Annotated in this window: 18 protein-coding genes; 6 read left to right on the top strand and 12 right to left on the bottom strand. The window is 49.2% G+C overall.

Going from position 1 to position 26,632, the window contains the following annotated elements:
* Nucleotides 1–93: 93 nt before the first annotated feature.
* From ACR9Y8_RS22420 to ACR9Y8_RS22400, 5 genes are all read right to left on the bottom strand, one after another.
* Complete coding sequence (locus ACR9Y8_RS22420) at nt 94–2,541, bottom strand: T9SS type A sorting domain-containing protein (protein ID WP_481215487.1); 2,448 nt, start codon at nt 2,539–2,541, stop codon at nt 94–96.
* A gap of 26 nt (nt 2,542–2,567) precedes the next feature.
* Nucleotides 2,568–3,164 (bottom strand): Crp/Fnr family transcriptional regulator, encoded by a 597-nt coding sequence (locus ACR9Y8_RS22415; RefSeq protein ID WP_481215486.1) that lies wholly within the window; start codon nt 3,162–3,164, stop codon nt 2,568–2,570.
* Nucleotides 3,165–3,176: 12 nt separating this feature from the next.
* The gene (locus tag ACR9Y8_RS22410; RefSeq protein WP_481215485.1) at nt 3,177–5,639 is read right to left on the bottom strand and encodes a T9SS type A sorting domain-containing protein; all 2,463 of its coding nucleotides are present in this window, start codon (nt 5,637–5,639) and stop codon (nt 3,177–3,179) included.
* Between the two features lie 176 nt (nt 5,640–5,815).
* Nucleotides 5,816–7,771: a KUP/HAK/KT family potassium transporter gene (locus tag ACR9Y8_RS22405; RefSeq protein WP_481215484.1), complete on the bottom strand. Its 1,956-nt coding sequence runs from the start codon at nt 7,769–7,771 to the stop codon at nt 5,816–5,818.
* Nucleotides 7,772–7,902: 131 nt separating this feature from the next.
* Nucleotides 7,903–9,270 (bottom strand): OmpA family protein, encoded by a 1,368-nt coding sequence (locus tag ACR9Y8_RS22400; protein ID WP_481215483.1) that lies wholly within the window; start codon nt 9,268–9,270, stop codon nt 7,903–7,905.
* A gap of 475 nt (nt 9,271–9,745) precedes the next feature.
* Here ACR9Y8_RS22400 and ACR9Y8_RS22395 point away from each other — a divergent pair, with 475 nt between their 5' ends.
* Both ACR9Y8_RS22395 and recJ read left to right on the top strand, forming a co-directional pair.
* On the top strand, nt 9,746–10,711 hold the full coding sequence (locus ACR9Y8_RS22395; RefSeq protein ID WP_481215482.1) for a polyprenyl synthetase family protein: 966 nt from the start codon (nt 9,746–9,748) through the stop codon (nt 10,709–10,711).
* A 112-nt stretch (nt 10,712–10,823) separates the two neighbouring features.
* A complete protein-coding gene (gene recJ, locus ACR9Y8_RS22390; protein WP_481215481.1) occupies nt 10,824–12,536 on the top strand; it encodes a single-stranded-DNA-specific exonuclease RecJ in 1,713 nt (570 codons plus the stop codon).
* 121 nt (nt 12,537–12,657) lie between these two features.
* On the opposite strand, the gene ACR9Y8_RS22385 is transcribed toward recJ, so the two are convergent.
* Together ACR9Y8_RS22385 and htpG are read right to left on the bottom strand one after the other, a co-directional pair.
* Complete coding sequence (locus tag ACR9Y8_RS22385; RefSeq protein ID WP_481215480.1) at nt 12,658–13,455, bottom strand: carboxylesterase family protein; 798 nt, start codon at nt 13,453–13,455, stop codon at nt 12,658–12,660.
* A 300-nt stretch (nt 13,456–13,755) separates the two neighbouring features.
* Nucleotides 13,756–15,603 carry a molecular chaperone HtpG gene (gene htpG / locus ACR9Y8_RS22380; protein WP_481215479.1) on the bottom strand — a complete coding sequence of 616 codons (1,848 nt, stop codon included), beginning with the start codon at nt 15,601–15,603 and terminating at the stop codon, nt 13,756–13,758.
* Nucleotides 15,604–15,871: 268 nt separating this feature from the next.
* Here htpG and ACR9Y8_RS22375 point away from each other — a divergent pair, with 268 nt between their 5' ends.
* The 4 genes from ACR9Y8_RS22375 (at nt 15,872) to rplI (ending at nt 20,854) form a co-directional block, all read left to right on the top strand.
* Nucleotides 15,872–19,162 carry an Ig-like domain-containing protein gene (locus ACR9Y8_RS22375; protein ID WP_481215478.1) on the top strand — a complete coding sequence of 1,097 codons (3,291 nt, stop codon included), beginning with the start codon at nt 15,872–15,874 and terminating at the stop codon, nt 19,160–19,162.
* A gap of 611 nt (nt 19,163–19,773) precedes the next feature.
* Nucleotides 19,774–20,127: a 30S ribosomal protein S6 gene (rpsF, locus tag ACR9Y8_RS22370; protein WP_481215477.1), complete on the top strand. Its 354-nt coding sequence runs from the start codon at nt 19,774–19,776 to the stop codon at nt 20,125–20,127.
* 4 nt (nt 20,128–20,131) lie between these two features.
* Entirely contained in the window at nt 20,132–20,398 is a 267-nt protein-coding gene (gene rpsR / locus ACR9Y8_RS22365) for a 30S ribosomal protein S18 (protein ID WP_298731905.1), read from the top strand.
* Between the two features lie 9 nt (nt 20,399–20,407).
* A complete protein-coding gene (rplI, locus tag ACR9Y8_RS22360; protein ID WP_298731903.1) occupies nt 20,408–20,854 on the top strand; it encodes a 50S ribosomal protein L9 in 447 nt (148 codons plus the stop codon).
* 79 nt (nt 20,855–20,933) lie between these two features.
* Here the strand turns inward: rplI and ACR9Y8_RS22355 are convergent, their stop codons facing one another.
* From ACR9Y8_RS22355 to ACR9Y8_RS22335, 5 genes are all read right to left on the bottom strand, one after another.
* Complete coding sequence (locus ACR9Y8_RS22355; RefSeq protein ID WP_481215476.1) at nt 20,934–22,007, bottom strand: dipeptidase; 1,074 nt, start codon at nt 22,005–22,007, stop codon at nt 20,934–20,936.
* Between the two features lie 18 nt (nt 22,008–22,025).
* Nucleotides 22,026–23,129 (bottom strand): D-TA family PLP-dependent enzyme, encoded by a 1,104-nt coding sequence (locus tag ACR9Y8_RS22350; RefSeq protein WP_481215475.1) that lies wholly within the window; start codon nt 23,127–23,129, stop codon nt 22,026–22,028.
* A gap of 17 nt (nt 23,130–23,146) precedes the next feature.
* Entirely contained in the window at nt 23,147–23,620 is a 474-nt protein-coding gene (locus tag ACR9Y8_RS22345) for a RidA family protein (protein WP_481215474.1), read from the bottom strand.
* 106 nt (nt 23,621–23,726) lie between these two features.
* A complete protein-coding gene (locus tag ACR9Y8_RS22340) occupies nt 23,727–25,001 on the bottom strand; it encodes an ABC transporter permease (protein WP_481215473.1) in 1,275 nt (424 codons plus the stop codon).
* Nucleotides 25,002–25,207: 206 nt separating this feature from the next.
* Nucleotides 25,208–26,584 (bottom strand): NADH-quinone oxidoreductase subunit N, encoded by a 1,377-nt coding sequence (locus ACR9Y8_RS22335; protein ID WP_481215472.1) that lies wholly within the window; start codon nt 26,582–26,584, stop codon nt 25,208–25,210.
* Nucleotides 26,585–26,632: the final 48 nt, after the last annotated feature.

The raw sequence follows: 26,632 nt of genomic DNA, 5'->3' as shown, positions 1-26,632 counted from the left end.
CCAACTCAAGTCAACTCCAGGCTCGCAGGTAAACGAAGTTTGTAACCCCTGTTCGTTTACTACCAGCCTGGAGATGACGGAGGGCATCATTGCCTAATATCCTACTAGCTTCTGTGACCCGACCAGTTTCTGCGCCTTTTCATCATAGATGCGCAGAATATACATACTGCCACCCACTGCTGGCGGTCTGATCTCAGTCTTTGTTTTATTCACCACCCGCTGATGCAGTAATAATTTCCCTTGTATATCATACAGGGAAAGCATATACGCCTTCGTTGCCTGCAGGCCATTTACAGTGATCTGCTCACGGAAGGGATTCGGGTAGATGACCACCGGCTGACCAGGATTATCTACATCTACTACCGCAGTAATATTTGTTTTATTGATCGTGATACTATCAATGCCAGTCTGCGAAGTGTAACACTGGTCGCTCGTCCTTACACGTGAGTATACCACATTATTTCCCAGCTTAAACTCAGCAGGGTCCACCGTTACGGAATTGCTATTGCTTTCCAGCTGCAACTGGTTAATGAAGTTCCTGTCCCACGCAAAAGTATACAGCGGCTGTTTACCTCCGCCAGTTACGTTGGTAGCCGTAATTACTACCGGGATACTATCGGTAGTAATAGGATTTACATTCACCATCACATCCAGCGAAGGCGTCACTGCAGGTGTTACCATAAAGGATAATGACAGCTGCCTTTGAATAGTATCATATGAAAAAGTTACACTTAGGGTGTGCCTGCCAACACTCAGCACAGCAGGGTTGATAGTAAACGTACTGTCTGCCGCTACTGCTAATACCCGTGTACTATCCAGCAATACTTTTGCCGCTATTCCTGAATTCGCAGCAGGCAGGTTAGCGATCTTCACACGCTGACTATCCGCAGCTGCACAATAGCTGCTTAATAAGCCGGTCACCACGGGCTGTGGTACTGTTACCGTACTATCGCTGCCGTCTACATTTACCTTAAATAAAGTTTTACCTACCAGCAGGTACCAGGCTCCATTATCATAAAAGGATTTGCTGACAAGTCCCGATTGATCAGTTACCGTCAGGGATCCCACTTTTTTCTGCACGCCACTGCTTTGTACATAAAAACGGCCACTGTCGGGAGTAGTGACCATCAGCTCTCCCTTGTCATTCAAAAGATCTATCTCTATAAATCCAACAGGCAGTTTCGTTACATCCCGCAGGTTTCCGGTGCTGTCCCGCAATGCTACCTGTCCCCTTACAAAAGCCATGTACCCGTTATTCAGCTGATAGCCCGTGTAAGGGCTCTTGCCGACGTTTAACAGCTGTACATCCGTATTACTTTTGCGGTTGTAATAGTACACACTGCGGTCCCCATCATAATGGCTGCTTACACTGTACACTACATCCACGCCATCTGTCAGCGGCGCCTCTTTATAGCGGTTTGATATGGACGGCGATAAGGCATTGGACTTGCCGTTGTCATACCTGAAAATATTCGACTGGTAAGTAGCATTCTGTATACTGTAAACGGCAATACCATTAGGCCCAAGATCGATGTCTCCACGGTAGTTCAATAGCGCGACACTATCCTTCACTCCCGTAAGCATGTTCCTGCGCACTATCGTATCTGACTTGTCAGGACCAGACTTGATCCACGCCATATAATCGCCGGCTACTTTCAGGTCTTCACCGCGCGACTGAAAAACAACCTGTCCGTTGCGCCATTCGTACACGGAGTCGAGCCGGCTCAACACAGCGCCTTCCTTCGTAACATAAGAACGTGTAGAAAATTGCTGATTGATCAATGGAGCACTCCGCTGCCCGCTGGAAAGATCTACCAGCACGGGGTAGCCACTAGCCTTATCGGTTACAAGCGCTTTGCCGTACCGAACGTCCACGATCGTTTCATGAGCGTTTAACACAGGTGTGATATACCGGCTGCTTTCAACAAAAGCGGAAAGGAATGCCTGGGTGGTTCTGCCAACGCTGTCGGTAGCCACCAGCTTAAGTCTTACCCGCTTGCCGTCATAAGCAGAAAGGTCCAGCACGGGTAAACTGTCCTGCGCCGTAAAGATCGCCGGTCCGGCGTAAACATTCTGGTCGTACACCCGTATAGTGTTGCCGACAGACCTGGCGCCTAAGAAAAGCGAGGGCCTGGCCACAGATTGATCCGCCAGGCTGTCTATCGTTAAAGTCACCGCCGGATCTACCAAAGGCCGGTAAATAAATGAAATAGCAGTATCGCCGCTATTGCCCAGCGAATCCCTGGCTGCCAGCACCAGTGAAAGGGTATCTCCCGGCAAACCGGCTAAGCTCAGCACACCGGAATACTTGTTGGGTGCACCATAAGGTTTCATGTTTACTTGTCTTCCGCCTGCCGATGCTGTAACGGCTGCAATCGGTCCCGGTGCATATACCATTACAATTGCGTGGACAAAAGTGTCTTTCACGATACTGTTCTCAGTCGGAACATCATAGCCAGGTGTAAATGAGAACGATACCACCTGGGCAAAAAGAAAACAGGGGCTTAATACTAAAGCCAGTAATAGTACAATTTGTTTCATGTCGATATGGTTTATGGGTCCAATTGTCAGTCCCCTTCCCGATGGCCCAGCCGCGCCCTGATCTGGCTCAGGAACACCGGCGTAATGCCCAGGTAGGAGGCAATATACTTTTGAGGTACGCGCTGTACCAGTTGAGGATAACGTTGCAGCAGATCAATGTAACGGGCTTCCCCGCTCATACTGATATTATTCAGGATACGCCTGTTCTGTGCCAGGTACGCGTTTTGATGCAGTATACGGAAGAACCGCTCAAAAAGCGGCACTTCTGCATACAGGCGTTCCAGTGATGGTTTATCCAGCTGCAATACCGTTACGGGTGTCAGCGCTTCTATATTTACCTGCGCGGCTGTTTGATGTAAAAAACTTTCGAGGTCAGTGATCCACCAGTCTTCCAGCGCGAAGTGCAGGGTATGTTCATCTCCTTTATCATCCACGTAAAAGGAGCGTAAACATCCTTCCAGCACATAGCTTTCATAGCGGCATACATCACCTGCCTGCAGCAGGAACTGTTTACGTAACAGCCGCCTGATGCTGAGCAGGGAAGTGAACAATTCCTGCTCAGCCGTAGTAAGCGATACATGTTGCGCTATATGCGCCAGAATTTGCTGATGAATGGGTTCCATGCCACAATATTACTAATACCCCACCAACTTCTGGGCGCCCAGGAGCCTTTTCGTCTTTTCATCATACACCCGCAGGATATAGATGCCACCTGTTCCTGCTGGCGGATTGATCACAGCCTTTGTTTGATTCACCACCCGCTGATGCAGCAGCAGCTTGCCCTGCACATCGTACAGTGAAAGCACATATATTTTAGCAGGCTGTAAACCATTTACGCTGATCTGGTCGCGGAAAGGATTTGGGTAGATGATCACCGGCTTGTCCGGGTTGTCTACATCTACTACCGCCGTGATATTTGTTTTATTGATCTTAATACTATCTATACCTGTTTGCGAAGTATAACACTGATCGCTCGTCCTTACGCGGACATACACCCAGTTATCCCCGAGCTTGAATGAAGCAGGATCCACGGTTACAGCATTATTAGCCCCTTCCAGTTGCAGCTGGTTAATAAAGTCACGGTCCCACGCGAAAGTATACAGCGGCTGTTTACCACCGCCACTAACGCTCGTAGCGGTGATCACCACCGGAATACTGTCTGTAGTGATAGGATTTACATTAACGGTTACATCCAGCGCCGGACTTACCGCCGGTGTTATATTAAATGACAATGCCAGCTGCCGCTGAATGGTATCACGCGAGAACGTAACAGTGATATTATGCTTCCCTGCTGTTAAGGCCGATGGATGGATCGCAAAAGTGCTGTCTGCTTTTACGCTTAATACAGTACTATCCAGCACTACCTTTACTGTTATACCGGAACCCGCCGCAGGGAGATTGGCGATCCTCACCTGCTGACTATCTGCCGCGATACAATAACTACTTAACAAACCTGATACTATTGGCTGCGGTACTGTCAGCGGCACGCTATCCAGGTTCACTTTAAACAGGGTTCTGCCAATCAGCACATACCAGGTGCCATTTTCGTAGAAGGACCGGCTCAGCAGGTCGCCGTTCACATCTCTTCTTACGGGTATGGTAGTGATCCGTTTGCGCAGACCAGCCGCATTAACAAAATAACGTCCGCTGTCCGGACTCGATATCATCAGTTCACCTTTATCGTTCAACAGGTCTATCACACCACGGTTGGTGCAGGAGGGGCAAAAATTAAAATTGCTGACCTGCCGCAGGTTGCCCAGTGTATCCCTTAAGATAACCTCGCCGTCTCGCAGGAACGCTGCATATTTATTATTCAATTGGTAATCCAGTCGCGGCTTGGATGGTATAAAAACACCGCCGGTAGCGCCAAGCCAGACAGCCATCTTTGTTTTCCCATTATAGAAATAGAGGTCAGCTATATCTGATGCAGACGACATAAATATGGCATTATATCCGTCTGTGAGGGGATAATCATAAACATTATACTCGCTCAGGCTATCCGTGATCGAGCCCCGCTCGCCGTTTTCATATTTAGCAACGAACCTGTTAAACTGGTCCGAGGTGGTACTGAAAACCGCCATACCGTTTTCAGCAACATCGGCATATATCACCGCGCCTGTTCGTATCGTATCTGAAACACCTGTTTGCAGCTGTTTCCGGATCAATGAAAAAGATGGGCCCTGCCACACCGCATAATTACCCGATACATCAAAAGTGCGGGTAACACCATGCGCGGTAAGCTGTCCGTTCTGCCATTCATAAAGGCCTTGCGGGTTCCTGAACATGGCCCCCACTGGTGTTACGAACCCCGACGACTCAACGCCAATAAGCGGTACATTGGCCAGGGGCGCGCTTTCCTGGCCGGTGGGCACATCTACCAATACAGGATAGCTGCTGCCTCTCGTTGCCACCAGTGCCTTGTTATTCCGGAAGTCCAGCATTCTGCCATTGACAGTAAGAAATTCTGTCAGGTACGGACTGTTATCAATAAAAGCTGTCAGTTGCGCTCTGCCAGTTCTTCCGATACTGTCAGTAGCGATCACCTTCAGCTGTATACGCTGACCGTTATATGTTGAAAGATCTACCGACGGAATGCTGTCCCTTCCGCTCACCAACAAGCGGTCTGCTAATTGAGGCACTACATAATAAACGGAAATGTTATTGCCCGGCGACCGTGCCTGTAAAGGCAACGAAGATTTTACGGCCGATGAATCTGCCAGGGAATTAATAGTGAGCGGCACTGCAGGGTCATTCAACGGACGGTAGATAAATGTGAAAGCAGTATCTCCCACATTATTCTGAGCGTCTTTCGCCGACACCACCAATACAAAAGTATCGCCTGGCAGGCCTGCCAGTGAAAGCTGGCCATAAAAACTTGCGCCCGAACCGCTTAGATTGATCTGCCTTCCTCCAGCAGATGCAGTTACTGTACTAAGCTGAGCAGGCGCATATACCTGCACGGATATACTAATTACAGTATCTGTCCATACACTGTTGTTAGCAGGTACGCCGCCGCCTGGAAAATAAAAGGAAATGTTCTGGGAGAAAACAAAGCAGGGGCTTAAGAGGAAAGTTAACAAAAGTAGATGTCTACTCATACACGACATGGTTTTAACGATATGAATAATAACAATTTTGCTGTTATTATTTTATACTCGTTTCAGTATGTTTATGTATAAATTATCTAGCTGAAAGCCTTGCTGCGAGAGAGTTGCAGTAAGGTAATTGGATATCCCTCCAAGGGTTTGGAACCCTTGGAGGGATGATATTTATATTAAGATGGTATAATCCTTTTTAATTGCAGATTCGTAACCGGCGCCACCACCAGCGGATACTTCTCGATCGTCACATAGCTTGAATCCAGTCCGAAGCCGCGCTCTTCTGAAAGGCTGATCTTTTTCAGGAAGAAATACATCCGCATTACCATTCTTTCATACAAAGGCAGGTCATTATCATGAGAGAGGAATTTTTCCATTACAATGAACTGGAAATCTCCCACCACGTTATTCTTGCTGAGCGATTCGTAACGGCTGGTAATGTTCACTTCCTTATTGCGCACCATGTCTTCCACCACCATGCGGAACATGAGATTGATACGCTGTTCCACTTTGAACCCGAGGCGGAATTCTACCCGGATCACTTCATTGGGGATGATAGTCTGCACCGAGTATTCGCTGAGATAAGGCTCGTCTACCACATCTACGTGCACAAACCAATAGATATCTGCGCGTTTGGGCTTCTTATTAAGGATAGAATAAATAATCTTATGTTCTATCTCCTTCGGATTATCCGCACTGCTCATATATACCAGGTGAGTGGCATGTTTAGGGATAGAGGTATCGTTGCTGAGCTCCTGTAATATGGGCAGGTAATCTTCCAGGCGCACAAATTCCACGTAACGGTTCTTGATCTTGCGCGATTTGAACCATACCAGCATCACTGCAAACAAGCCGCCGGCCACGATTACGGTAACGTAACCGCCGTGCATGAATTTTACCAGGTTGGCAAACAGGAAGGAGAATTCAATGGTCAGGTAGATCACCAGGTACAGTAATACCCAGGATACGCGCACCCGCCGCGTATATAGATAAAAGGCAAACAGGCAGGAGGTCATGAGCATACAGATCGTGATAGACAGCCCGTAAGCCGCCTCCATGGCGCTGGATTCCCGGAAAATAAGCACGATGGCCGTACATCCTACAAACAGCATGACATTGATGCCTGGGATGAACAGCTGGCCTCTCATTTCAGTGGGATAGTTGATCTTCAGCTTGGGCCACAGGTTCAGGCGCATAGCTTCTGAAATAAGGGTAAAGGACCCCGAGATCAGGGCCTGGCTGGCGATGATGGAAGCCATGGTGGCTATCAGCACGCCAAATATCACAAACCACTCGGGCATGATGGTAAAGAAGGGATTCTGGTCTTTCGGCAATATCTGGCCGCGCTGGGTGAGCAGCCAGGCGCCCTGCCCCAGGTAATTGAGGATCAGGCAGGCCTTTACAAAGATCCAGGAGACGCGGATGTTGCCCCGGCCGCAGTGGCCCAGGTCAGAATACAGCGCTTCGGCCCCTGTGGTACACAGGAATACGGCGCCTAATATCAGGAACCCTTTCGGGTAGGTGGTTAACAGTTCTATGGCGTAATGGGGGCTGAAAGCCTTCAGTACCATCACGTCATCAGCGATGTGCGTGAGGCCTAATACGCCCAGCATGGAGAACCAGATCACCATGATAGGGCCGAACAGCCGGCCGATAGAGACGGTACCGAACTGCTGCATGAAAAAGAGGCCGGCTATGATGATCAGGACAATCTTCACGATGGTCCACTGGTCCAGGTCTCTGAACACTTCAAGGGTACGGAGACCTTCAATGGCGGAGGTAACGGTGATGGGAGGGGTGATAATGCCGTCTGCCAGCAGGGCGGCGCCACCTATCATACCAAAGATAACGGCCCATTTGGCATGCCGTCTTACAAGGGCATACAGCGAGAAGATCCCTCCTTCGCCCTTATTGTCTGCCTGCAAGGTCAGTATTACATATTTAATGGTGGTTTGCAGGGTTAAGGTCCAGATAATACAGGAGATCCCTCCTATTACGAGCAGGTCGCTGACAGGATTAGTACCCATGATCGCTTTGAAAACGTACAAGGGCGAGGTGCCTATGTCACCGTATATAATACCCAGTGCAACTACAAATCCAGCCAGGCTGACCTTGTTAATATCTATTCTCACTCTTAAAAGTAATTGGTTAAAAGGCGCATCAAAATTACAGCAATATTCAATAGGAAGTGCCTAAAAGAGAAAGTCCCCCGTCTAAGACGGAGGACTCTCTGCAATATCATCTAGTGTGATACACCACTGTATTAGTTAGCAGGAGCTAAGTCAACAGTGCTGGACTCACCAGGAGTGTTTTGTTTGATGAAACGGCCCCTGTCGATAGCTTGTTTATCGGCCAGGTAGTCGATCACAGCGTCAACCCTGCGGCTGCTCAGGTCAACACCACCTTTTTTGCCTTTGGCACCAGCGTGGCCGGTAACCAGTACATTACACTCAGGATTGCTCTTCAGAGTAGCGGCAACGCTGGCCAGGATAGCTTCGTTGTCAGAAGAGATCTTGGTAGAGCTACCTTTGAAAGCTACGCTCGGGAATACCAGAGTAGCGCAAGTCTGAGTTTTGATGTTTTTGCAGCACTCAGGATCCGGGCATTTACCAACGCCATCAGCGTCAACAGGCTGGCAATAAGTCGGAGTGATCAGCTGTTTGTCCTTGAAGTCAGGAACACCGTCACCGTCAGTATCTTTAGCTACACCGTGAACGTCTACAGGAGCGCCTGCAGGAGTGTTCGGCTCGCGGTCGAACTGGTCGGTTACACCGTCGCCATCAGCATCAGGCAGAACCGGAGTAGGCAGCTTCATGTGACGGGGAGAGCTCAGCTCGTTGTAGGAGTAATCCAGAGGATTCAGCCACCACAGCGGCTCTACGCGTTTAGCAGTGCTACCGATGTTGAAGTTCAGGCGGATGCTGGTGTAGGAGAAGAAGTCCTTGCTGGCATCGTAAGCACCTGAATTATAACCGTCTAAGTAGTCTTCAAACGGCATAGTGAATTTCTGCTCTACGCCGATGTTGAAACGCTTAGAAACTTTGAAAGCGATACCAGTACCGAAGTCAACAGCGTGACGCAGCAGTTGGTTGTCACTTTTACGGCCGATCTGAGCCCTGTTGCCCTGAGAAGGAGCGTTAGACTCATAATCACCATCCAGGATGTTCTTGATCTGATCTTTAATATCTTTACGTTTGCCGAGGAAGTTTACGCCAGAGAAGTCGTAACCATTACCGGAAGCGTCTACAGCGTCAACGTCTACGTCGGCCAGTACCAGGCTGTAACCAGCTAATACATACCAGTTAACTTTAGGCTGAGATTTGTAGAACAGGATGTTGCTCAGGGAAGCGATCATGTCGATAGATGCCTGGTGAGTAGCGGTTTTGTAGTTCGGTACGATCATACCACCGTTACGTGCAGCAGTAGGCTGCCAGGACAGTGTGCCGCCAGCGAAGTTAGCCGGACGCAGCTGATAGTCCAGGCCACGATCAAAGGAACCAGTATATTCAGCCCTGATTGAGAAAGTGTGACCTAAAGATTTTCTCACGGAGATACCGCCACCGAAACCTGGTCTGGCATCTACATCACCCCTGATAAAGTGATAACCGCCGTGGAACCCAATTTCCCACATGTCACGGGGTTTAGCGGGATAATCGTACTGGTGGTTACTGAAATTGTTCTGTTGAGCCGCCCTAGATGCCGGAACCTTAGAGGAATCCAGGACATCGTAGTAAGGCTGAACTTGTGCAAAACTGGTCGACGCCGCTAGAAGACTCATAGCGCCTGCCAGTAATAAGTACTTTTTGCTTGCCATAATTGTTTTCTATTTAAAAACTGTTAAAGATTTACTAATAACCCGTTTTTTACCCAGCAAAGGTAAAAATCATAAATGAATATTCAAATTTTTCTTACAATATTATTTGTATTGATAACTACTTCAATAACAAAGCTTAGGTAAAACAATTGTTATACCTTAATTTGCTAATTTGTTATCGTATCACAAACGTATTGTTAACGTTATGTTACACGGGTATATACAAATTAAGGGCCAAATTGTTAAAACTTTGGTATTTTAAGCATAGCTTAGCAATCTTTTTTAGATATACATGGACGAAATTAAACACCTGATCAGTAAGGAATTACATGATTTCGAGGATAAGTTTGCGGATTCTGTAAAAAGCCATGTCCCATTGCTGGACAGGATCATGCACTATATCGTAAAACGGAAAGGGAAACAGATCAGGCCAATGTTCGTATTGCTTTCCGCCCGTCTCTTCGGACCGGACATCCAGGAAAGCACCTACCGCGCAGCCGCACTGGTAGAACTGCTGCATACCGCTACCCTGGTACATGACGACGTGGTAGACGACGCCAACGAAAGAAGAGGCTTTTTTTCTATTAACGCATTGTGGAAGAACAAGATAGCTGTACTCGTAGGCGATTACCTCCTGTCTAAAGGCCTGCTGCTGTCACTTAACAATCATGATTACAGAACTTTACAGATACTGACCGAGGCCGTAAAGGAAATGAGCGAAGGGGAGCTCCTCCAGATGGAAAAAACCCGTAAGCTCAATATCCGCGAAGATGTTTATTTTGAGATCATCCGCCGTAAAACAGCCTCCCTGCTCGCCGCCGCATGTGCCGCCGGCGCCTGGAGCACTACCGGACTGGATGACGCCACCGAAAAAATGCGCCTCTTCGGAGAAAAAGTAGGCATTGCCTTCCAGATCAAAGACGACCTGTTTGATTACGGGGCAGACAAGATCGGCAAACCTACCGGGATAGATATCAGGGAGAAAAAACTTACCCTCCCCCTCATCTATACCCTGCAGCATGCCGACCCGGAAACCCGTCGCCGTATCATCTATATCGTCAAAAACCACAATACCGATAAGGATAAGGTGGCGGAAGTGATAGGCCTGGTGAAAAGCTCCGGCGGTATCGACTATACCCGAGATAAAATGTTCCAGTACAGGGACGAAGCGCTGGAAGTACTATACAGCTTTCCTGAAAATGATATCAGGAACGGATTGGAACAATTAGTACGTTTTACAACAGATAGAACGTTTTAAAAGTTTGAGGTTTGAAGTTTGATGTTTGAAGTTCAAGGCAGTGCCCAGGTCAGTATACTTGTCCCGTACCTCAAACATCAAACTTCAAACCTCAAACCGAAAATATCTTTTCATGCAGAAACGCTGGACGGTTAAATCTTATCAACCAAAAGAAGAGGCAGTGCTGCGACAAGCGCTGGGCATACATCCTTTGTTATGCCGGTTGCTGGTACAACGCGGGCTACATACCTATGAAGCCGCCAAGCAGTTCTTCCGCCCCTCCCTGGCTGATCTGCACGATCCATGGTGCATGAAGGATATGGACAAGGCCATCACACGCATCGAACAGGCCTTCTTCCGCCAGGAAAAAATACTGGTCTACGGCGATTACGACGTAGACGGCACCACCGCTGTAGCCACCGTATTTGATTTCCTGCAACGCATCTACCCGAAAATAGAATATTATATCCCCCATCGCTACCGCGAAGGATATGGCGTCTCCGAAGCAGGCATTGCCTATGCCATTGAAAATGAATTCAGCCTGGTGATAACGCTGGACTGCGGCATCAAATCCATCGCCCATATCGCCGCAGCAAAAGAAAAAGGTATTGATTTCATTATCTGTGATCACCACCTGCCGGATGCCATACTGCCGCCCGCAGTAGCCATCCTCAACCCGAAGCAATACGACTGCCCATACCCTTATAAAGAGCTGAGCGGATGCGGTATCGGCTTTAAGCTGATCACCGCACTCGGACAAAAACTCGGGATTCCCGAGCAACAGTCGCTCCGCTATCTCGACCTGGTAGCCACCAGCATTGCCGCGGATATTGTGCCCATGACGGGAGAGAACAGAACACTCGCCTATCATGGCCTGAAGAAAGTGAATGAAGATCCGCTGCCAGGTATAAAAGCATTGATCCAGCTCAGCGCGCTGAAAGAAACGCTTACTATCTCCAACCTCGTATTTGTGATTGCGCCACGCGTAAATGCCGCAGGCAGAATGGATGACGCGCGCAAAGCCGTAAACCTCTTCATCGAGAACGATCTCGATAAAGCCATGGAAATAGCGGCTGTACTGCATGCAGACAATTTCGACCGGAAAGAGATCGACAATAACATCACCAAAGAAGCCGTAGCCCTGATCCAGAACGACGCTACCCTCGCTACCCGCAAAAGCACGGTGCTGTTCAAACCAGACTGGCACAAGGGCGTAGTAGGCATTGTTGCCTCCCGCCTGATTGATAAATACTTTTACCGCCCTACCATCATCTTAACCCAAAGCAACGACCAGGTAGCCGGCTCCGCCCGTTCTGTTACAGGGTTTAATGTATATGAAGCCATTCACCAGTGTAAAGACCTGCTGGAGAATTACGGCGGGCATTTCTACGCCGCGGGCATGACGCTGAAACCCGAGAACGTAGAAGCGTTCCGGCAGAAATTTGAGGAAGTGGTAGCTACCACCATCGATCCTGAATTACTGATCCCGGAGATCGTGATCGATACAGAGATCAGCTTCGCCGATGTGCATAAACAGTTCTACAATATCCTCAAACAGTTTGAACCCCTGGGCCCTGAAAATCTGCGTCCCATCTTTCTTTCGCGCAACGTAACGGATACTGGTTTTTCCAGGATCGTGAAAGATGAGCATATTAAATTCTCCATCAGGCAAGACAAATACGGACCCGTATTCTCCGGTATCGGCTTCTTCCTGGCCAGCAAGTTTGAGGTGATGGATAACCGTCAGCCCTTTGATATGGTTTACACCGTAGATGAAAATGAATGGAACGGCAAAACAATGTTGCAGTTCAAAGTGATCGATATCAGGCCGGCTATTAGTCGTTAGTCGTTAGTCATTAGTCGATAGTGACCGGCTACTAATGATGCAGCCCTACATCTAACGACTAATGACTAACGACTAATGACTAATGACTAACGACTAATGACTAATGACTAACGACTAACGACTAAATCCTTCGTTGTTTCAGCATCCAACTATACAAAGCTGTATCTGCATAAGCTCTTGTCCACGCGTTATGCGAACGAAGCGGGTACTCCGTTAACTTTACCAGCTTGCCGCCACAGGCTTTTATCGCGTTCACCATATCGCGGGAGAGCTGCACACTTACAGTAGGATCATAAGTGTTGTGGAACGCCCACACGGGCACATACTTCAGGTTGCAAGCGAGGCTTACCGTGCCGCCACCGCAGATCGGCACTACTGAGGAGAACTGCTTGGGGTAATGTTCACTCCAGTCCCAGGTGCCGTAGCCGCCCATGCTTAATCCTGTGATACAAATGCGGTTAGTGTCGATATTATACTTCGTTTTCACCTGCTGCAAAAATTTCTGCAGCACGCTTGTGCTCCACCAACCACTAGTACATTGAGGGGCCAACATTACAAAGGGCTTACCCATGATCACTTTGGGCAGCGCTACATTTCTGAGTATGTTCACGTCGGTGCCTATCTCACCGATGCCGTGGAGAAAAATGATCACCGGCCATTTGTAGGCAGGTTTTTGATTGTAGGTACTGGGAATGTACAGCAAATACTGCTTGATATTCCCGATGGTGCCGGATACCGACTTTGCTGTAATACCCAGCGTTTGCGGTGTAAAAGATAATGTAGTTAATTCGGTGGCAGCGCTTCTTTGCTTGCCTGCCTGTGTGGCCGGAGTAGGTTCATGCTCTTTGGAACATGAGACAGCCAGCAATGAACCAAATACTAAGACATGGATAAAATTTTTAAATGTCCTCTTTTCCATATGTTTCTGTTTTTAAGGTAAACAAAAAAGTCCCGCCGGGCTTGCTCCCAACGAGACGGTGATAGATTACATAAAAAAGTTTGAAACTGGATACTGAGGGCCGTAAGTTACGATTCTTTATTATAGAATAATATTGTTTTTCTTTCTGTTAGCGGCTGATAGCTTGTTTTAGCATCTTATCATACCCCGTGTATTTAAAATAAAAAGTCTCGTTCAAGCTATGCCCGAACGAGACTATGACATTAAATTATCGTTTGAAGTTTTAAACCAATTATACCTCTAACGATAAAATACAGGCTTTTATTGTAGTATGATCCTGCTCTTCTTATCGCCACCTAAGAGCTCTACGCTGCGATTAACAAATGCGGTGAGATCCGCGCCTGTAAGCAGGTTCTGAGAAAGCAGCGCCAGGTCAGCGAGGTTACGCACCAGCTTCTGTTGTTTGTCGCCGTCTTTTTCATCGAGCACCTGCTGGTAAATGGGGTGATTGGCATTCACCGTCATCGTAATCTCGTCCGGCATGTTAGCGTACCAGCTCATGCCGCCGCCCATGGAAGCCATATCCTTCATACGGCGCATGAATTCTGAACGGGTGACGATCACCGGCAAACCCTCTGCGCTCAGGCCTTTCAGCTCTACTTTGATATTGGGTTGCGTTACCTGTGCACCGAAGAGATCTTTCAGTTTAGTTTCCTGGTCTTGTGTCAGCACGTGTTCATTCTTCTCATCCTTGTCTATCAGGTTGTCTGCAATATCAGCATCCACACGGGTGAACTGTACGTTCTCCCATTTCATTTCCATGTTGTTGATAAAGGCAGCATCCACAATCGTTTCCAGCTTCACTACCAGGTAGCCTTTTGCTTTGGCGGCCTGGATATAGCTGTCCTGCTGTACCGGGTTGGTCGCATACAGGATCACCAGTTTGTTTTCCTTGTTGTTCTGCAGCGCCTGCGCTTCCTGGCGATACTCTTCCAGCGTATAGAACTTGCCGCCCTCCACGCTTTCCATGATATGGAACTTATTGGCCTTCTCCAGGAATTTATCATCCGTCATCATACCATACTTCGCGAACAGGCCGATGGATTCCCACTTTTCTTCAAAGCCTTTGCGGTCGTTACGGAACATTTCATCCAGCTTGTCTGCCACTTTCTTCGTGATGTGTGCATTGATCTTCTTCACGTTGGGATCACCCTGCAGGTAGCTGCGGCTCACGTTCAGGGGAATATCCGGGCTGTCTATCACACCGTGCAGCAGCATCAGGAATTCCGGTACAATGTCTTTTACTTCATCCGTTACATACACCTGGTTGGAGTACAGGTTGATCTTGTCTTTCTGGATCTCGTAGCTCTTGGTGATCTTTGGGAAGTACAGCACACCGGTGAGGTTGAAGGGATAGTCCACATTCAGGTGGATCCAGAACAGCGGCGCTTCTGAGAAGGGATATAATTTCTTATAGAAATCCTGGTAGTCCTGGGCCGTCAGTTCTGAAGGCTTGCGTGTCCACACAGGAGTTGTATCGTTAATCTGCTGATCTTCGTATTTGATGGGAACGGGCAGGAACTTACAGAATTTTTCCAGGATGTTGCGGATGCGGCTCTCGTCCAGGAACTCTGCGCTTTCCTCGTTGATGTGCAGCACAATATCAGTGCCCCTTTCTTCCTTAGTGGTCTCCTCCAGCTGGTATTCCGGGCTGCCGTCGCATTCCCAGCGCACCGCAGTGGATTCAGGCCTCCAGGAGCGGGTAAAGATCTCTACCTGGTCGCTCACCATGAAGGAAGAGTAGAAACCCAGACCGAAATGCCCGATGATATTGGTGCCTTCGTTCTGGCCTTTATATTTTTTCAGGAATTCTTCTGCACCGGAAAAAGCCACCTGGTTGATGTATTTATCCACCTCTTCAGCAGTCATGCCTACACCACGGTCGGAAATGGTGAGTGTCTTTTTCTCTTTGTCAAGCTTAATGTTGATTTCGAGGGATCCCAGTTCTCCTTTAAATTCGCCTACACTGGCCAGGGTTTTGAGCTTCTGCGTGGCGTCCACGGCGTTGCTCACCAGCTCGCGGATAAATATCTCATGATCAGAGTAGAGAAACTTTTTAATAATGGGGAAGATGTTTTCTGTTTGTACGCGTATTGCACCTTTCTGCATGAGTAAACTAGTTTTTTGACCTTTTTGCGTTTCCAAAGCCCGTGCCAGCGGAGAAACGGCTGACAAACTGTCCGGATCCCTAGCTTCCATATACCCTCCACATACCTTCATATACCCCTGCCCTCCATAACAGGAAAATGTATATATTTATGAATTAACAAATAGATCATTAACCGGTTGCCATAAAGCACGTTCACAATTTGTATTTTGCCCCGGCAAATTCCCCGAGAGAATCCTAATCTTAAACCCGGAAAATCCCGAAATGCGTATGCATAGATTTCTACACCCTTTATTACTGGTAAGCGCCTTGTTTTCCAGTTCCCAGTTATGGGCCCAGACACAACCTGCACCGCAGGCTTTGCCCTATCAACAGAATTTTGATGCCCTTGCGCCCAGCTCCACTTCCTACCCCGCCGGCTGGCAGGGATGGGCCTTGAGCGGTGCTCCCTCCGGCAGCTTCAACACGGCTGCCCCGGCGAGTGATAAAGCCTTGTTGGCCAATGGCAGTGCATCTTCCACTACCAACGGCGCTTACAACTATAACGGTAAATTGGGCTTCCTGAACAGCGGTTCCGTGGATAACTCCCTGGCGCTGGCCCTTAATACCAGCGGACAGCTGAACGTCTCCCTCAGTTATGATGTGATGACCCTGCGTAACCCCTATGATGGCGGCAGCAATACCCGCATCAACGAGGTAACGCTGCAATACCGCATCGGCAGCACCGGTACCTTTACCAATGTGCCCGGTACGCTTTACCAGAACGATACCACTAATCAAAGCGGCTCCGGCATTACCACGCCGCAGCGCCTTGTCAATATTGCAGTGACCCTGCCCCCGGAATGCAGCAACCAGTCCTTGGTACAACTGCGCTGGGTAAACCGCCAGATCAGCGGCGCTGGCTCCAGGCCCAGTTTTGCGGTAGATAATATCCTGGCAGCTGGCAGCGGCGGCGACACTACTGCCCCGGCCATCAGTGCCCTGCTGCCTGCCAGCGGCGACTCGTCTGTTTCTCCGGCTACCCGTCCGCAGATCACTTTCTCAGAGAACATCAAAGCGGGAGCTGGCAATATCGTATTGCATAACGCCACCAATGGCACTCAGCAGGTATTTGCCATTAACAGCCCGGCTGTAAGCATCAGCGCCAATACCCTCACACTGAGCGCCTCACTGCAGCCCCTGCGGAACTACTATATCACTATCGACAGCGCTGCTGTGACCGATCTATCCGGCAATGCCTTTGCAGGGATCAGCGGCGTGACCGACTGGTTCTTCCGCACGGCGCAACAACAGCTGAGCTTTAACTTTAACGATTGTACCCCCAGTGGCAGCAGCAACATCTCCGGCGGCTTCATTCAATACAGCGTTAGCGGTTCCCAGCGCTGGGGCTGTACCACCTTTGGGCAGAACAGCAGCAATGGTGTTCAGATCAATGGATTCAGCGGCGGCCCGCAAGAAAATGAAGACTGGCTCATTTCGCCTGCCTTTGATCTCAGCGGCTTTAACCACCCGCTGCTGCGCTTCTCCAGCCGCACCGCCTTCGCGGGACCTTCTCTCCAGCTGTTTGTGAGCACTGACTACGATGGTCACAGCGACCCGCATACCGCCAGCTGGACACTGCTGAACGGCCGCTTCCCTGCGGAAGGTTCTGACGCATGGCAGCTGTCTGACAGCATCAGCCTGGGCTCCGTACTGGAGGACAGCGTGTATATCGCCTTCGTATATATCTCCTCTCCTACCCTGAACGCCGCCCGCTGGACCCTGGACGACGTCAGCGTGTTTAACAGCCCGGTTGCGCCCCAGCCCAGCCTGACGCTCAGCACTAATGCACTTGATTTTGATTATGTACCGGTATCCCAGCAATCTACCCCGCAGCATTTTACTTTCTGGGCTAACGACCTGACAGATACGCTGTGGCTCCAGGCACCCAACGCCTTCCTGGTAGCCAGGGACAGTGCAGGCCCCTATGGCAGCTTCCTCGGCTACGCAGATCGCGATGCAGGGCCGCAAACCGTATGGGTGAAATTTGTGCCCAACCTGGCCGACCAGAACTTCAGCGACAGCCTGCAGTTTATTACCGGTTTAATGAGCACTGGCAGGGTACGGGTAAGCGGTACTTCCCTCCGCTCCCTGAAAGTGGTGAACTGGAACATCGAGTGGTTTGGCAGCCCCGCCCAGGACCCGTCCAACGACGACCTGCAACAGGCCAACGTCACCACCGTGCTCAAAAAACTGGATGCCGATATCTTCGCCCTGGCAGAAGTGGTGGATACCGCCCGCTTCACAGCGGTAGTAAGCCAGCTACCAGGCTACAGCTATGTAATATCCGACTTCGGCTCCTATGCAGACAGCATCGGCGACCCGGATTACACCAGCGCCCAGAAACTGGCCTTCGTATACAAAACAGCTATTATTAAAGGTATCCGTTCTTACGGAGTGCTCCGCCGCGGCGGCAGCGACAGCGCCTATTATAACTGGTCTTCGGGCCGCTTCCCCTACCTGTTTGAGACAACGGCTAAGCTGAACGGCGACAGCGCCCGCATCCAGTTTGTACTGCTGCACTCCAAAGCCAATACGGGCAGCGCTTCTGACAAAATCGAGTCCTGGCACCGCCGCAAGGATGGGGCTAAAGAGCTGAAAGACAGCCTGGATGCGCAGTATCCGTACAGCAATTTCGTTGTACTGGGCGATTTTAACGATGCGTTCAATAAGACCATCACCACCGAAATGGCCCCGGATACTACCACTTCTTATATTGATTTCGTAAATGATACGGCAGATTATAAACTGCTGACCCTGCCCTTAGCCCTTGCAGGACAAAGGTCCACCGTTTCTTTTGCCAGCGTGATAGACAACGTAATGGCTTCCAATGAAATGGCCCAGGCCTATCTGCCCGGCTCTGCCGCTATCTACACCCAGGCTGCGCAGCTGGTAAGCAGCTATGGCACCACCACTACAGACCACTACCCGGTGATCAGCCGTTATAACCTGCATGTATTGGCTAACCGCAACCCGATCGAGAACTTCAGGGCGGTAGTTGACAGCGGTATCGTGAAACTGAGCTGGCGCACTCCTTACGAGACCAATACTGCCCGCTTTATCGTGGAAAGGTCCCGCAACCAGCGCGACTACAACGCGATAGATACGGTAGCGGCCCAGGGTACTACCACCCTGCCCGGCAACTATAAATCAGCCGATTACTCTCCGTGGTTCGGCAGGTCTTACTACCGCCTGAAGCTGGTGGGCCTGGACGGCGCCGTTAAATACAGCCAGGTACAGAGCGTGAACGTGGATCTGAAAGACCTCCTGTGGCGCCTGATCTGGTGTATCATTGGTCAACACTTACAGGTTTGGGTAGATGCGGATAAGACGGGCAGCGGTCCGGCTGTACTGCAGCTGATAGATCTGCAGGGACGGGTACGCGCCCAGGGTACTATGAACCTGGTAAAAGGACGTAATTATAAAGAAATGGATATCAGCAGGTTACCGAACGGTATTTACCTGTTGAAAGTACAAACCAGGGAAGGATCCCAGGTGAGCAAGATATTTGTTGCCCACTAGATCTTTACTGAATAAGCCTGAATTAGGGGTCGTCCGTGGGTTAGCGGACGGCCCTTATTTTTTATGATAGTATTTTAACAAAATGCGGGGAGTAAGGAAACTGCAAGGATAGAGCAAGGATACTGCAAGGATAACGTAAGGAGAAGAGGGGTAAAATAGTATGGGATCTGCCCCGTTGCAGGGAGCAAATCGGTCTTCATCCGCGGGCCACAACAGACGTGTCTTCCGTTCCGTCATTGCGAGGAGCTTTAAAGCCCGGAGCGTGGGGCGACGAAGCAATCTTTTCACACAATTCCTACACTGATCTTCACGAAGCTATTTGAAAAGATTGCTTCGGCCCCGCTCCCCGCAGGGCCCTTCGGTGCCTCGCAATGACGGAACGGAAGACCCTGATATCCGTTAGAGAAATGAATACCAGCCGTTTACAATTAACAAAAACCTCGCCTCCCACCAAAAACCTGTATTAACCCGCCCCTCGTCCCAAAAATCCCCCGAAAATTAACACCACAGGGCTGATTGTACGCTTGGGAATTGAATTAGGAATTGTATCTTTGCACTCCCAATTTTATTGGGGATAAATTAATCATTCACAAATTTTTAAAACAGGGAAAATGAACAATTACGAATTGATGGTGATCTTTACCCCTGTGCTTTCTGAAGACGACTACAAAGCCGCTCAGAAAAAATTCGCTGATCTCATTAAAGAGAACGGCGGAGAAGTAACGCACGAAAATCCCTGGGGATTAAGATCACTGGCGTACCCAATCCAGAAAAAAACCACGGGCATGTACCTGGTTCTGGAGTACAAGGCGCCATCCGACCTCAATGAGAAGCTGAAGATTCAGCTGAACCGCGATGAAAATGTATTACGCCACATGATCACTGCGCTGGACAAGTATGCTGTTGAATACAACGGCAGAAAGAGACATGGCGTGAGTGCTGATTCTAAAACCGTAGAAGCTTAAAGTTATGGCAGTAAAACAAGAAATTAAGTACTTAACCGCCGTTAAACAGGAGAAACGTCAGAAGAAATACTGCCGTTTCAAGAAAATGGGCATCAAGTACGTGGATTATAAAGACGCGGAATTCCTGAAGAAGTTCCTCAATGATCAGGGTAAAATGCTGCCCCGCCGTATTACGGGTAACTCTCTGAAATTTCAGCGTAAAGTAGCCCAGGCTATTAAGAAAGCTCGTCAAATGGCTTTATTGCCTTATGTTACTGACCTTTTAAAGTAAGAAAAAGTTATGCAGATCATCTTAATACAAGACGTTGATAACCTGGGCCAGAAAAATGAACTGGTAAGCGTGAAGAACGGTTACGCCAGGAATTTTCTGATCCCCCAGAAATTTGCAGTTGAAGCCAGCCCTTCCAACATGAAGCAGCTTCAGGAGCGCCTGAAAGTGCAGAAAGTGAAGGAAGAAAAGCTGCTGTCTGAAATCGCGAAAGTGGTGGAAGTCCTGAAAGCTGCCCCTGTTAAAATTGGCGCTAAGACTGGTACTTCCGGCAAAATATTCGGTAGCGTAACTGGTGTGCAGATTGCACGCGCTATTAAAGAGCAGAAAGGTTACGAAATTGACCGCCGCCGTATCCACATCCTCGATGATGTAAAGGAATTAGGCACTTACAAAGCTAAGATCGATTTCGGTAAAGGCAACGAAGCTGAACTGGAATTCGAAGTAGTAGCCGAGTAATCAAGTAAAAAAGAAAAAGTAAAAAATAAAAAGCGCGAAGATCATCCTTCGCGCTTTTTTTATTTTTTCTTTTTACTTTTTATTTACTCCATGCGTTGCGCAGGAAGCGCAGCCAGTTACCGTGCATTACGTTCTCGATATCTGCTGCAGAATATCCACGTTTCTCCAGCAGCGTGCTTACTTTCTGCAGGTCTGCAATGGTTTCAAGATCATAAGGGCATTGTTCCTTACCAAATGCACCGTCCAGGTCAGAGCCGATGCCTACATGCAAGGCATTACCCGCCAGCTGGCAGATATGGTCCAGGTGATCGATCATTACTTCCAGTGAACAGTTCATGGCCTGCGGATCAGATACGCCTCTCTCCCATCCCGGCACCATCATCCAGGCATCCAGGGCGCCGCCTATTACCGCATTACGGGCGATCAGCTCCCTGATCTGCTCATCGCTGAACTGGCGGTTGTGATTCACCAGTGCACGGCAGTTGTTATGACTGGCCCATACGGGACCGTTAAAATGATCCATGGCGTCCCAGAAACTGTCATCACAAAGATGAGTAGCATCGAGGATGATATTGAGCCGTTCCATTTCTTTCAGCAGCTCATGTCCCTGCGGGGTCATCTTACCCGTAGCATCAGTGCCTTGTGCATAGCGCCCGGGACCATAATGGGCAGGGCCTACTGCCCGCAGACCATATTCGTATGCCCATTGCAGGTAGTAAGTATCTACGATAGAATCAGCGCCTTCCAGGCTAAGGATGTATCCTATGGGTTTCTGATCATTTGGCTTTCCGTTATTCCACACGGCCAGGTGACGGTCGAGCGAAGCGAGATCTGTAATAGCTACCATTTCTCCGGCTTCTTCCATGGCCTGGTACCAGGCCAGCTGTCCCTGTGTCTGCGCCCAGGCCTGTTCCGGAGAGAACCAGCCCGGCAGTGGATTATCGGGGGCTACAAAGCGTGCTATCTGCGTAGCTACTACGAGGCCGATATTACCTTTACGCAACTCAGGCAGGGCAACAACCCCGCGGCCACGGTCCGGTTTATCTGTTTGTCCTTTTTCTCTTGCTCTGATTTCGTTTACTGGTAACCGTAAGTTACGGTTCCATTCCATGGCATTCATGCTCAGGTCGAGGTGTGCATCTATGATAAACACGGTATTAATTTTTGTTGCTCAAATTATTATGCTTCTGTTCCTCGCGATCACCTCCCAGGTTCCGGCGTAAGCATTGTCTACTATGGTATATGCTTTATCATACAGTGCTACTGTAGGGCATATGTGGTAAGGCACTCCGTAAAATACGGTTCCTATGGGGTATGCGGATGTATCCGGCACTTTGACCACCAGGTGCTCTTCGCTCTGCGATACGGGTGCTGCTTCGGGCGCGTTCAGGAAATGCACGCGGCGCGGCAACGGGTTCTCTGCCGCTACGGATTTATGCCCCAGGTCGAGGCAGAGCAGGTCATCCCCCGGATGAGAGATCACCCTGGCCAGTAACAGCGCGGCATATTGATAGCTTTGTTCCGCCAGGTGTTGCTGATATCCCCAGTCCCAGAATACAAAAGTACCGGGACTGCAGTCGATCTCCTTACGCTTTGCATGTATGGGAAACGTAGGCGTGCCGCCTGCCACGATCTTTGGCTGAGGCAGCCCTTTAGCAGTGATGGCCTCCGCTAATGCAGTTACCTGCTCATAAGCCGCATTACAACGCGCCGTGCGTACTTCGAAATCATCATCGTGCAAATGACCATCGTATGCATGCAGGCCCTCGGGAGCGAGGCCCGGGAGCGTATGCAGCTGCGCATACAGATCCAGTGCGGCAGGACCAGGCGCTATGCCCGTACGGTTTTGTCCCAGGTTCAGATCCAGCCATACAGACAGCGGCTGATGCAGCCCTGAAAAATGATTAGAGATCGAAGTAGCGGCCTGCAGATCATCTACCAGGCAGGAGAACTTTGTATGAGGATATGCACGTACCAACGCTGCCAGCCGCTCTATCTTAGCGCCTACCGGCTGATAGGCCAGCAATGCGTCTGCTGCATGTACCTTTCCCAGCATCTCGGCTTCTGCAATAGTGGCGCATTTGAATTTCTGTATGCCCGCGTCCTGCATCAGCTGTACTACCTCTGCTGTCTTATTGGTTTTTACGTGGGGGCGTAAACGTTGCACATCATCTATAGCAGCCTTTGCCGCATCTATATTTTCCCGTACCCTCACCGGATACACCAGTAAGGCAGGAGAATCGATCTGATCAACATTATTGATAGTATACCACACGACTGTCGGTTTGATGTTTACAGCTCTTCATGCAATTCAAAGAGCGCTTCAATTTCAACGGGGATATTATCCGGCAATGATCCCATGCCTACTGCACTGCGCACGCCGATACCATTGTCTTCTCCCCAGATCTTTGCAAACAGTTCGCTGCAGCCATTGATCACATAGGGATGGCGTCCAAAGTCGGATGTAGCGTTTACCATACCCAGTACTTTTACCACGCGTTTTATTTTATCCAGGCTGCCCAGGTTAGCCATCAGTGTAGACAGAATTGTTAGGCCTACCTGGCGCGCGGCCAGCTTGCCCTGCTCGATATCCAGCTCTTCTCCTATACGGCCGATGATCAGGCTCTTGTCGTCCTGCACGGGACCGTGACCGGAAACATATACATGCTTGCCATCAATTAAAAATGGTTTGTATACGCCTAAAGGAGTTGGCGCTGGCGGCAGGTTCAGGCCCAATGCTTTGAAATTTTCAGTTGCTAATCCCACGATCTAATAATTTTATAGTTACCGATGTATTAAAGCTATGGAATAAAAATATATTCATGCAGGTTTATTTAACCACCTGCATGATAAACAACAAAAATATAATCTCTTATTCGTAGCGCAGCGCTACTATAGGATCAAGGCGGGAAGCCTTGATAGCGGGATAAATACCGGATACCAGCCCTACGGATGCGCAGAGTAATATACCCAATGTGATCCAGAGCCAGGGCACTACAAAGCTGGTGTTTAATACCAGTGACATGAGGTTGCCCACGATCATACCTAGTATAACACCCAGGAGACCACCCATTACACTGATAATAATAGCTTCGTAAATAAACTGCCTGCGGATAGTAGGAGCAGTAGCGCCTAATGCCTTGTTCACACCTATTTCACGGGTGCGCTCTGCCACAGATACCAACATGATGTTCATGAGCCCGATAGCCGAACCGAACAGCGTGATAAAGCCGATCACCGCTGCCGCAAAAGTGACGGTACTCAGGCTGCTGAACAACATTTCTGCAAGGCTGTCGCTTTTGCTGATGTAAAAATTATCATCTTCCCGCAGCTCCAGGTGGCGTACAATACGGAACAGACCGGTGGCCTCCGCTACGGCGGCATCCATCTGCGCTACATTGTTGACAGAGACACCTATCTGGTAAGATGCATTGGGGCGATTAAATACGCGGCGTGTATTGTTCACTGTTGTTAATACGATATTGTCTGCACTCATGATATTGCTGCTGCCCTTGGCGGCCAGCAGGCCTATCACGCGGTAGCGCACATCGCCTACGCGTATGGTATTGTTCACTACATTTTTCAGGTTACGGCCAAAGAGCTTCACCGCTACATCATGTCCCAGCAGCGCTACATTATGACCGGACGTTACTTCTGCTTCCGTGAAATTGCGCCCCTTTTCTATGGTGTAGTTGGAAAGCCGTACATAGTTCTCATCCCCGCCTATGACCTGCACGTTCGGATTTGTTTTCTTATCGTCTTTATAAGCGGTTGCAATACCGGAAGCGTTGAAAGAGATGCTGACAACAGCGGGAAAACTGAAGCGGTTCTTGAACTCCACTGCCTCGTCATAGGAGATCCGCTTGTTGCGGTTGGAGGCCTTTACTTTGGCGGTGCGTTTATTTCCCTTGGTAGCTTTATCGCCACCACCCATGCGCAGCATCATCTCCCGGTTGCGGATGGAGAAGCTATTGGCGCCCATGCTGGCAAAGCTGTCGTACAGGCTGCCCTTGATGCTGTCTATAGCGGTAAGGATGCCTACCAGGGCCATAATACCAAAAGCGATGATGGCTACTGTAAGACCGGTTCGCAAACGGTTGGCGCTGATAGAACGGTACGCCAGGGAGAATATATCACGGAATCGCATAGTAAAGGGTTCAACATAAAGTTAATATAAAAGTTTGAGGTTTGAGGTTTGAAGTTTGAGGTTCGTTAAACGTTTGAGGTTCAGGACAAATAAGCTTTTACAGCATATTTATCCTGAACCTCGAACCTGGAACTAACTTCAAACCTCAAACCTCAAACCTCAAACCTCAAACCTCAAACCTCAAACTTCAAACTTCAAACTTCAAACTATGCAATGAAGTGCAGCAGCAACCCGGGATATACCCCTAATGCTATCACAATGATCACCGCTACTACCAGCACAGTTTTGAATGCGGGAGAGAAGGGCTCTACTTCCGGTTCGCCGGCCTTGAAATACATGGCCATGATCACGCGGAAATAGTAGTAAATGCTGACAGCTGCGCAAACAACAGCCAGGATCACCAGCCACAGGAGCTGTCCCTGCTGCACGGCGGCAGCCAGCACGAAATATTTTGCAAAGAACCCAGCCGTTAAAGGTATACCAGCCAGGGAGAACAGGAAAACGGTGGCCGACAGCGCCAGTAAAGGCTGTTTGCGTGCCAGGCCGTTAAACCCTTCAAAAGTGTAGTCCTTTACTTTCATTAATATGGCAAACATACCGATGGTAGCTACGCTATAGGCAGCTGCATACAGTACAATACCCTGGGTGGCCGTTTCATTCAGGGCGATCACCGCCAGCAGCATGAAACCTGCCTGCGCGATACTGGAGTAGGCCAACATACGTTTTACGCTCTGCTGGAATACTGCCGTCAGGTTGCCCAGCACGAGGGTGCCCGCAGCTATCAGGGCCAGTACCAGCAGCCAGTGTCCGCTCAGCGCGCCGCCGGTAAAGCTTACATGGAAGAGGCGCAGGAAAGCGATAAAACCACCTGCCTTTACCACGGTAGCCATAAAAGAAGTGAAAACGGTGGGTGAACCGTCGTATACGTCAGGTGTCCAGAAATGGAAGGGCACCGCTGATACCTTGAAGGACAAAGCAAAGATCAGCAGCATGATACCGCTGATAGACAGCGGATGTACATCGCCGCTACCGAGTCCCAGCTCATTCACGTTAAAGGTTCCCGCAGCACCATAGATCAGCGTGATGCCCATGAGCAAAACACCGGTAGAGAAAGATCCCATCAGGAAATACTTCAGGGAAGCCTCGTTGCTTTTCAGGTTTCTTTTATCTGAGCCAGCCAGGATATACTGGGGAATGGACATGATCTCGATGGCCAGGAACAGCATCAGCAGATTACTGAAGCTGGTAGCCAGCATAATACCAGACAGGATGAAGAATATGAGCGCAAAATAATCTGCCACATGCTCGCCTACCTTTTCAAACTCACTGCCAGACAACATGAAGTACAGCAAAGTAGCGCCCAGGATCACTGCATTGAACAGGATGCTGAACCTGCTTACCTCGATCATGTTGTACAGCGTATGGCTGCCTGCCTGTACGGTGCTGATCTCCAGCAGATTGGCCACAAAAGAGACCAGCAATGCTGCAATTGCGACATATTTAATGTGCTGCTTCTTCTGTATAAACAACCCCGCAAACATCATCACAACACCCGATAAAGCAGTAGAAATTAATGCGTTCATATTTCTTTGTTAGTTAATAGTCCATGGTCGATAGGCCATGGTCCATAG

This window comes from Chitinophaga sp. SVR4-12A (genome assembly GCF_056754765.1).
This window is presented reverse-complemented; position numbering and strand designations above follow the sequence as displayed.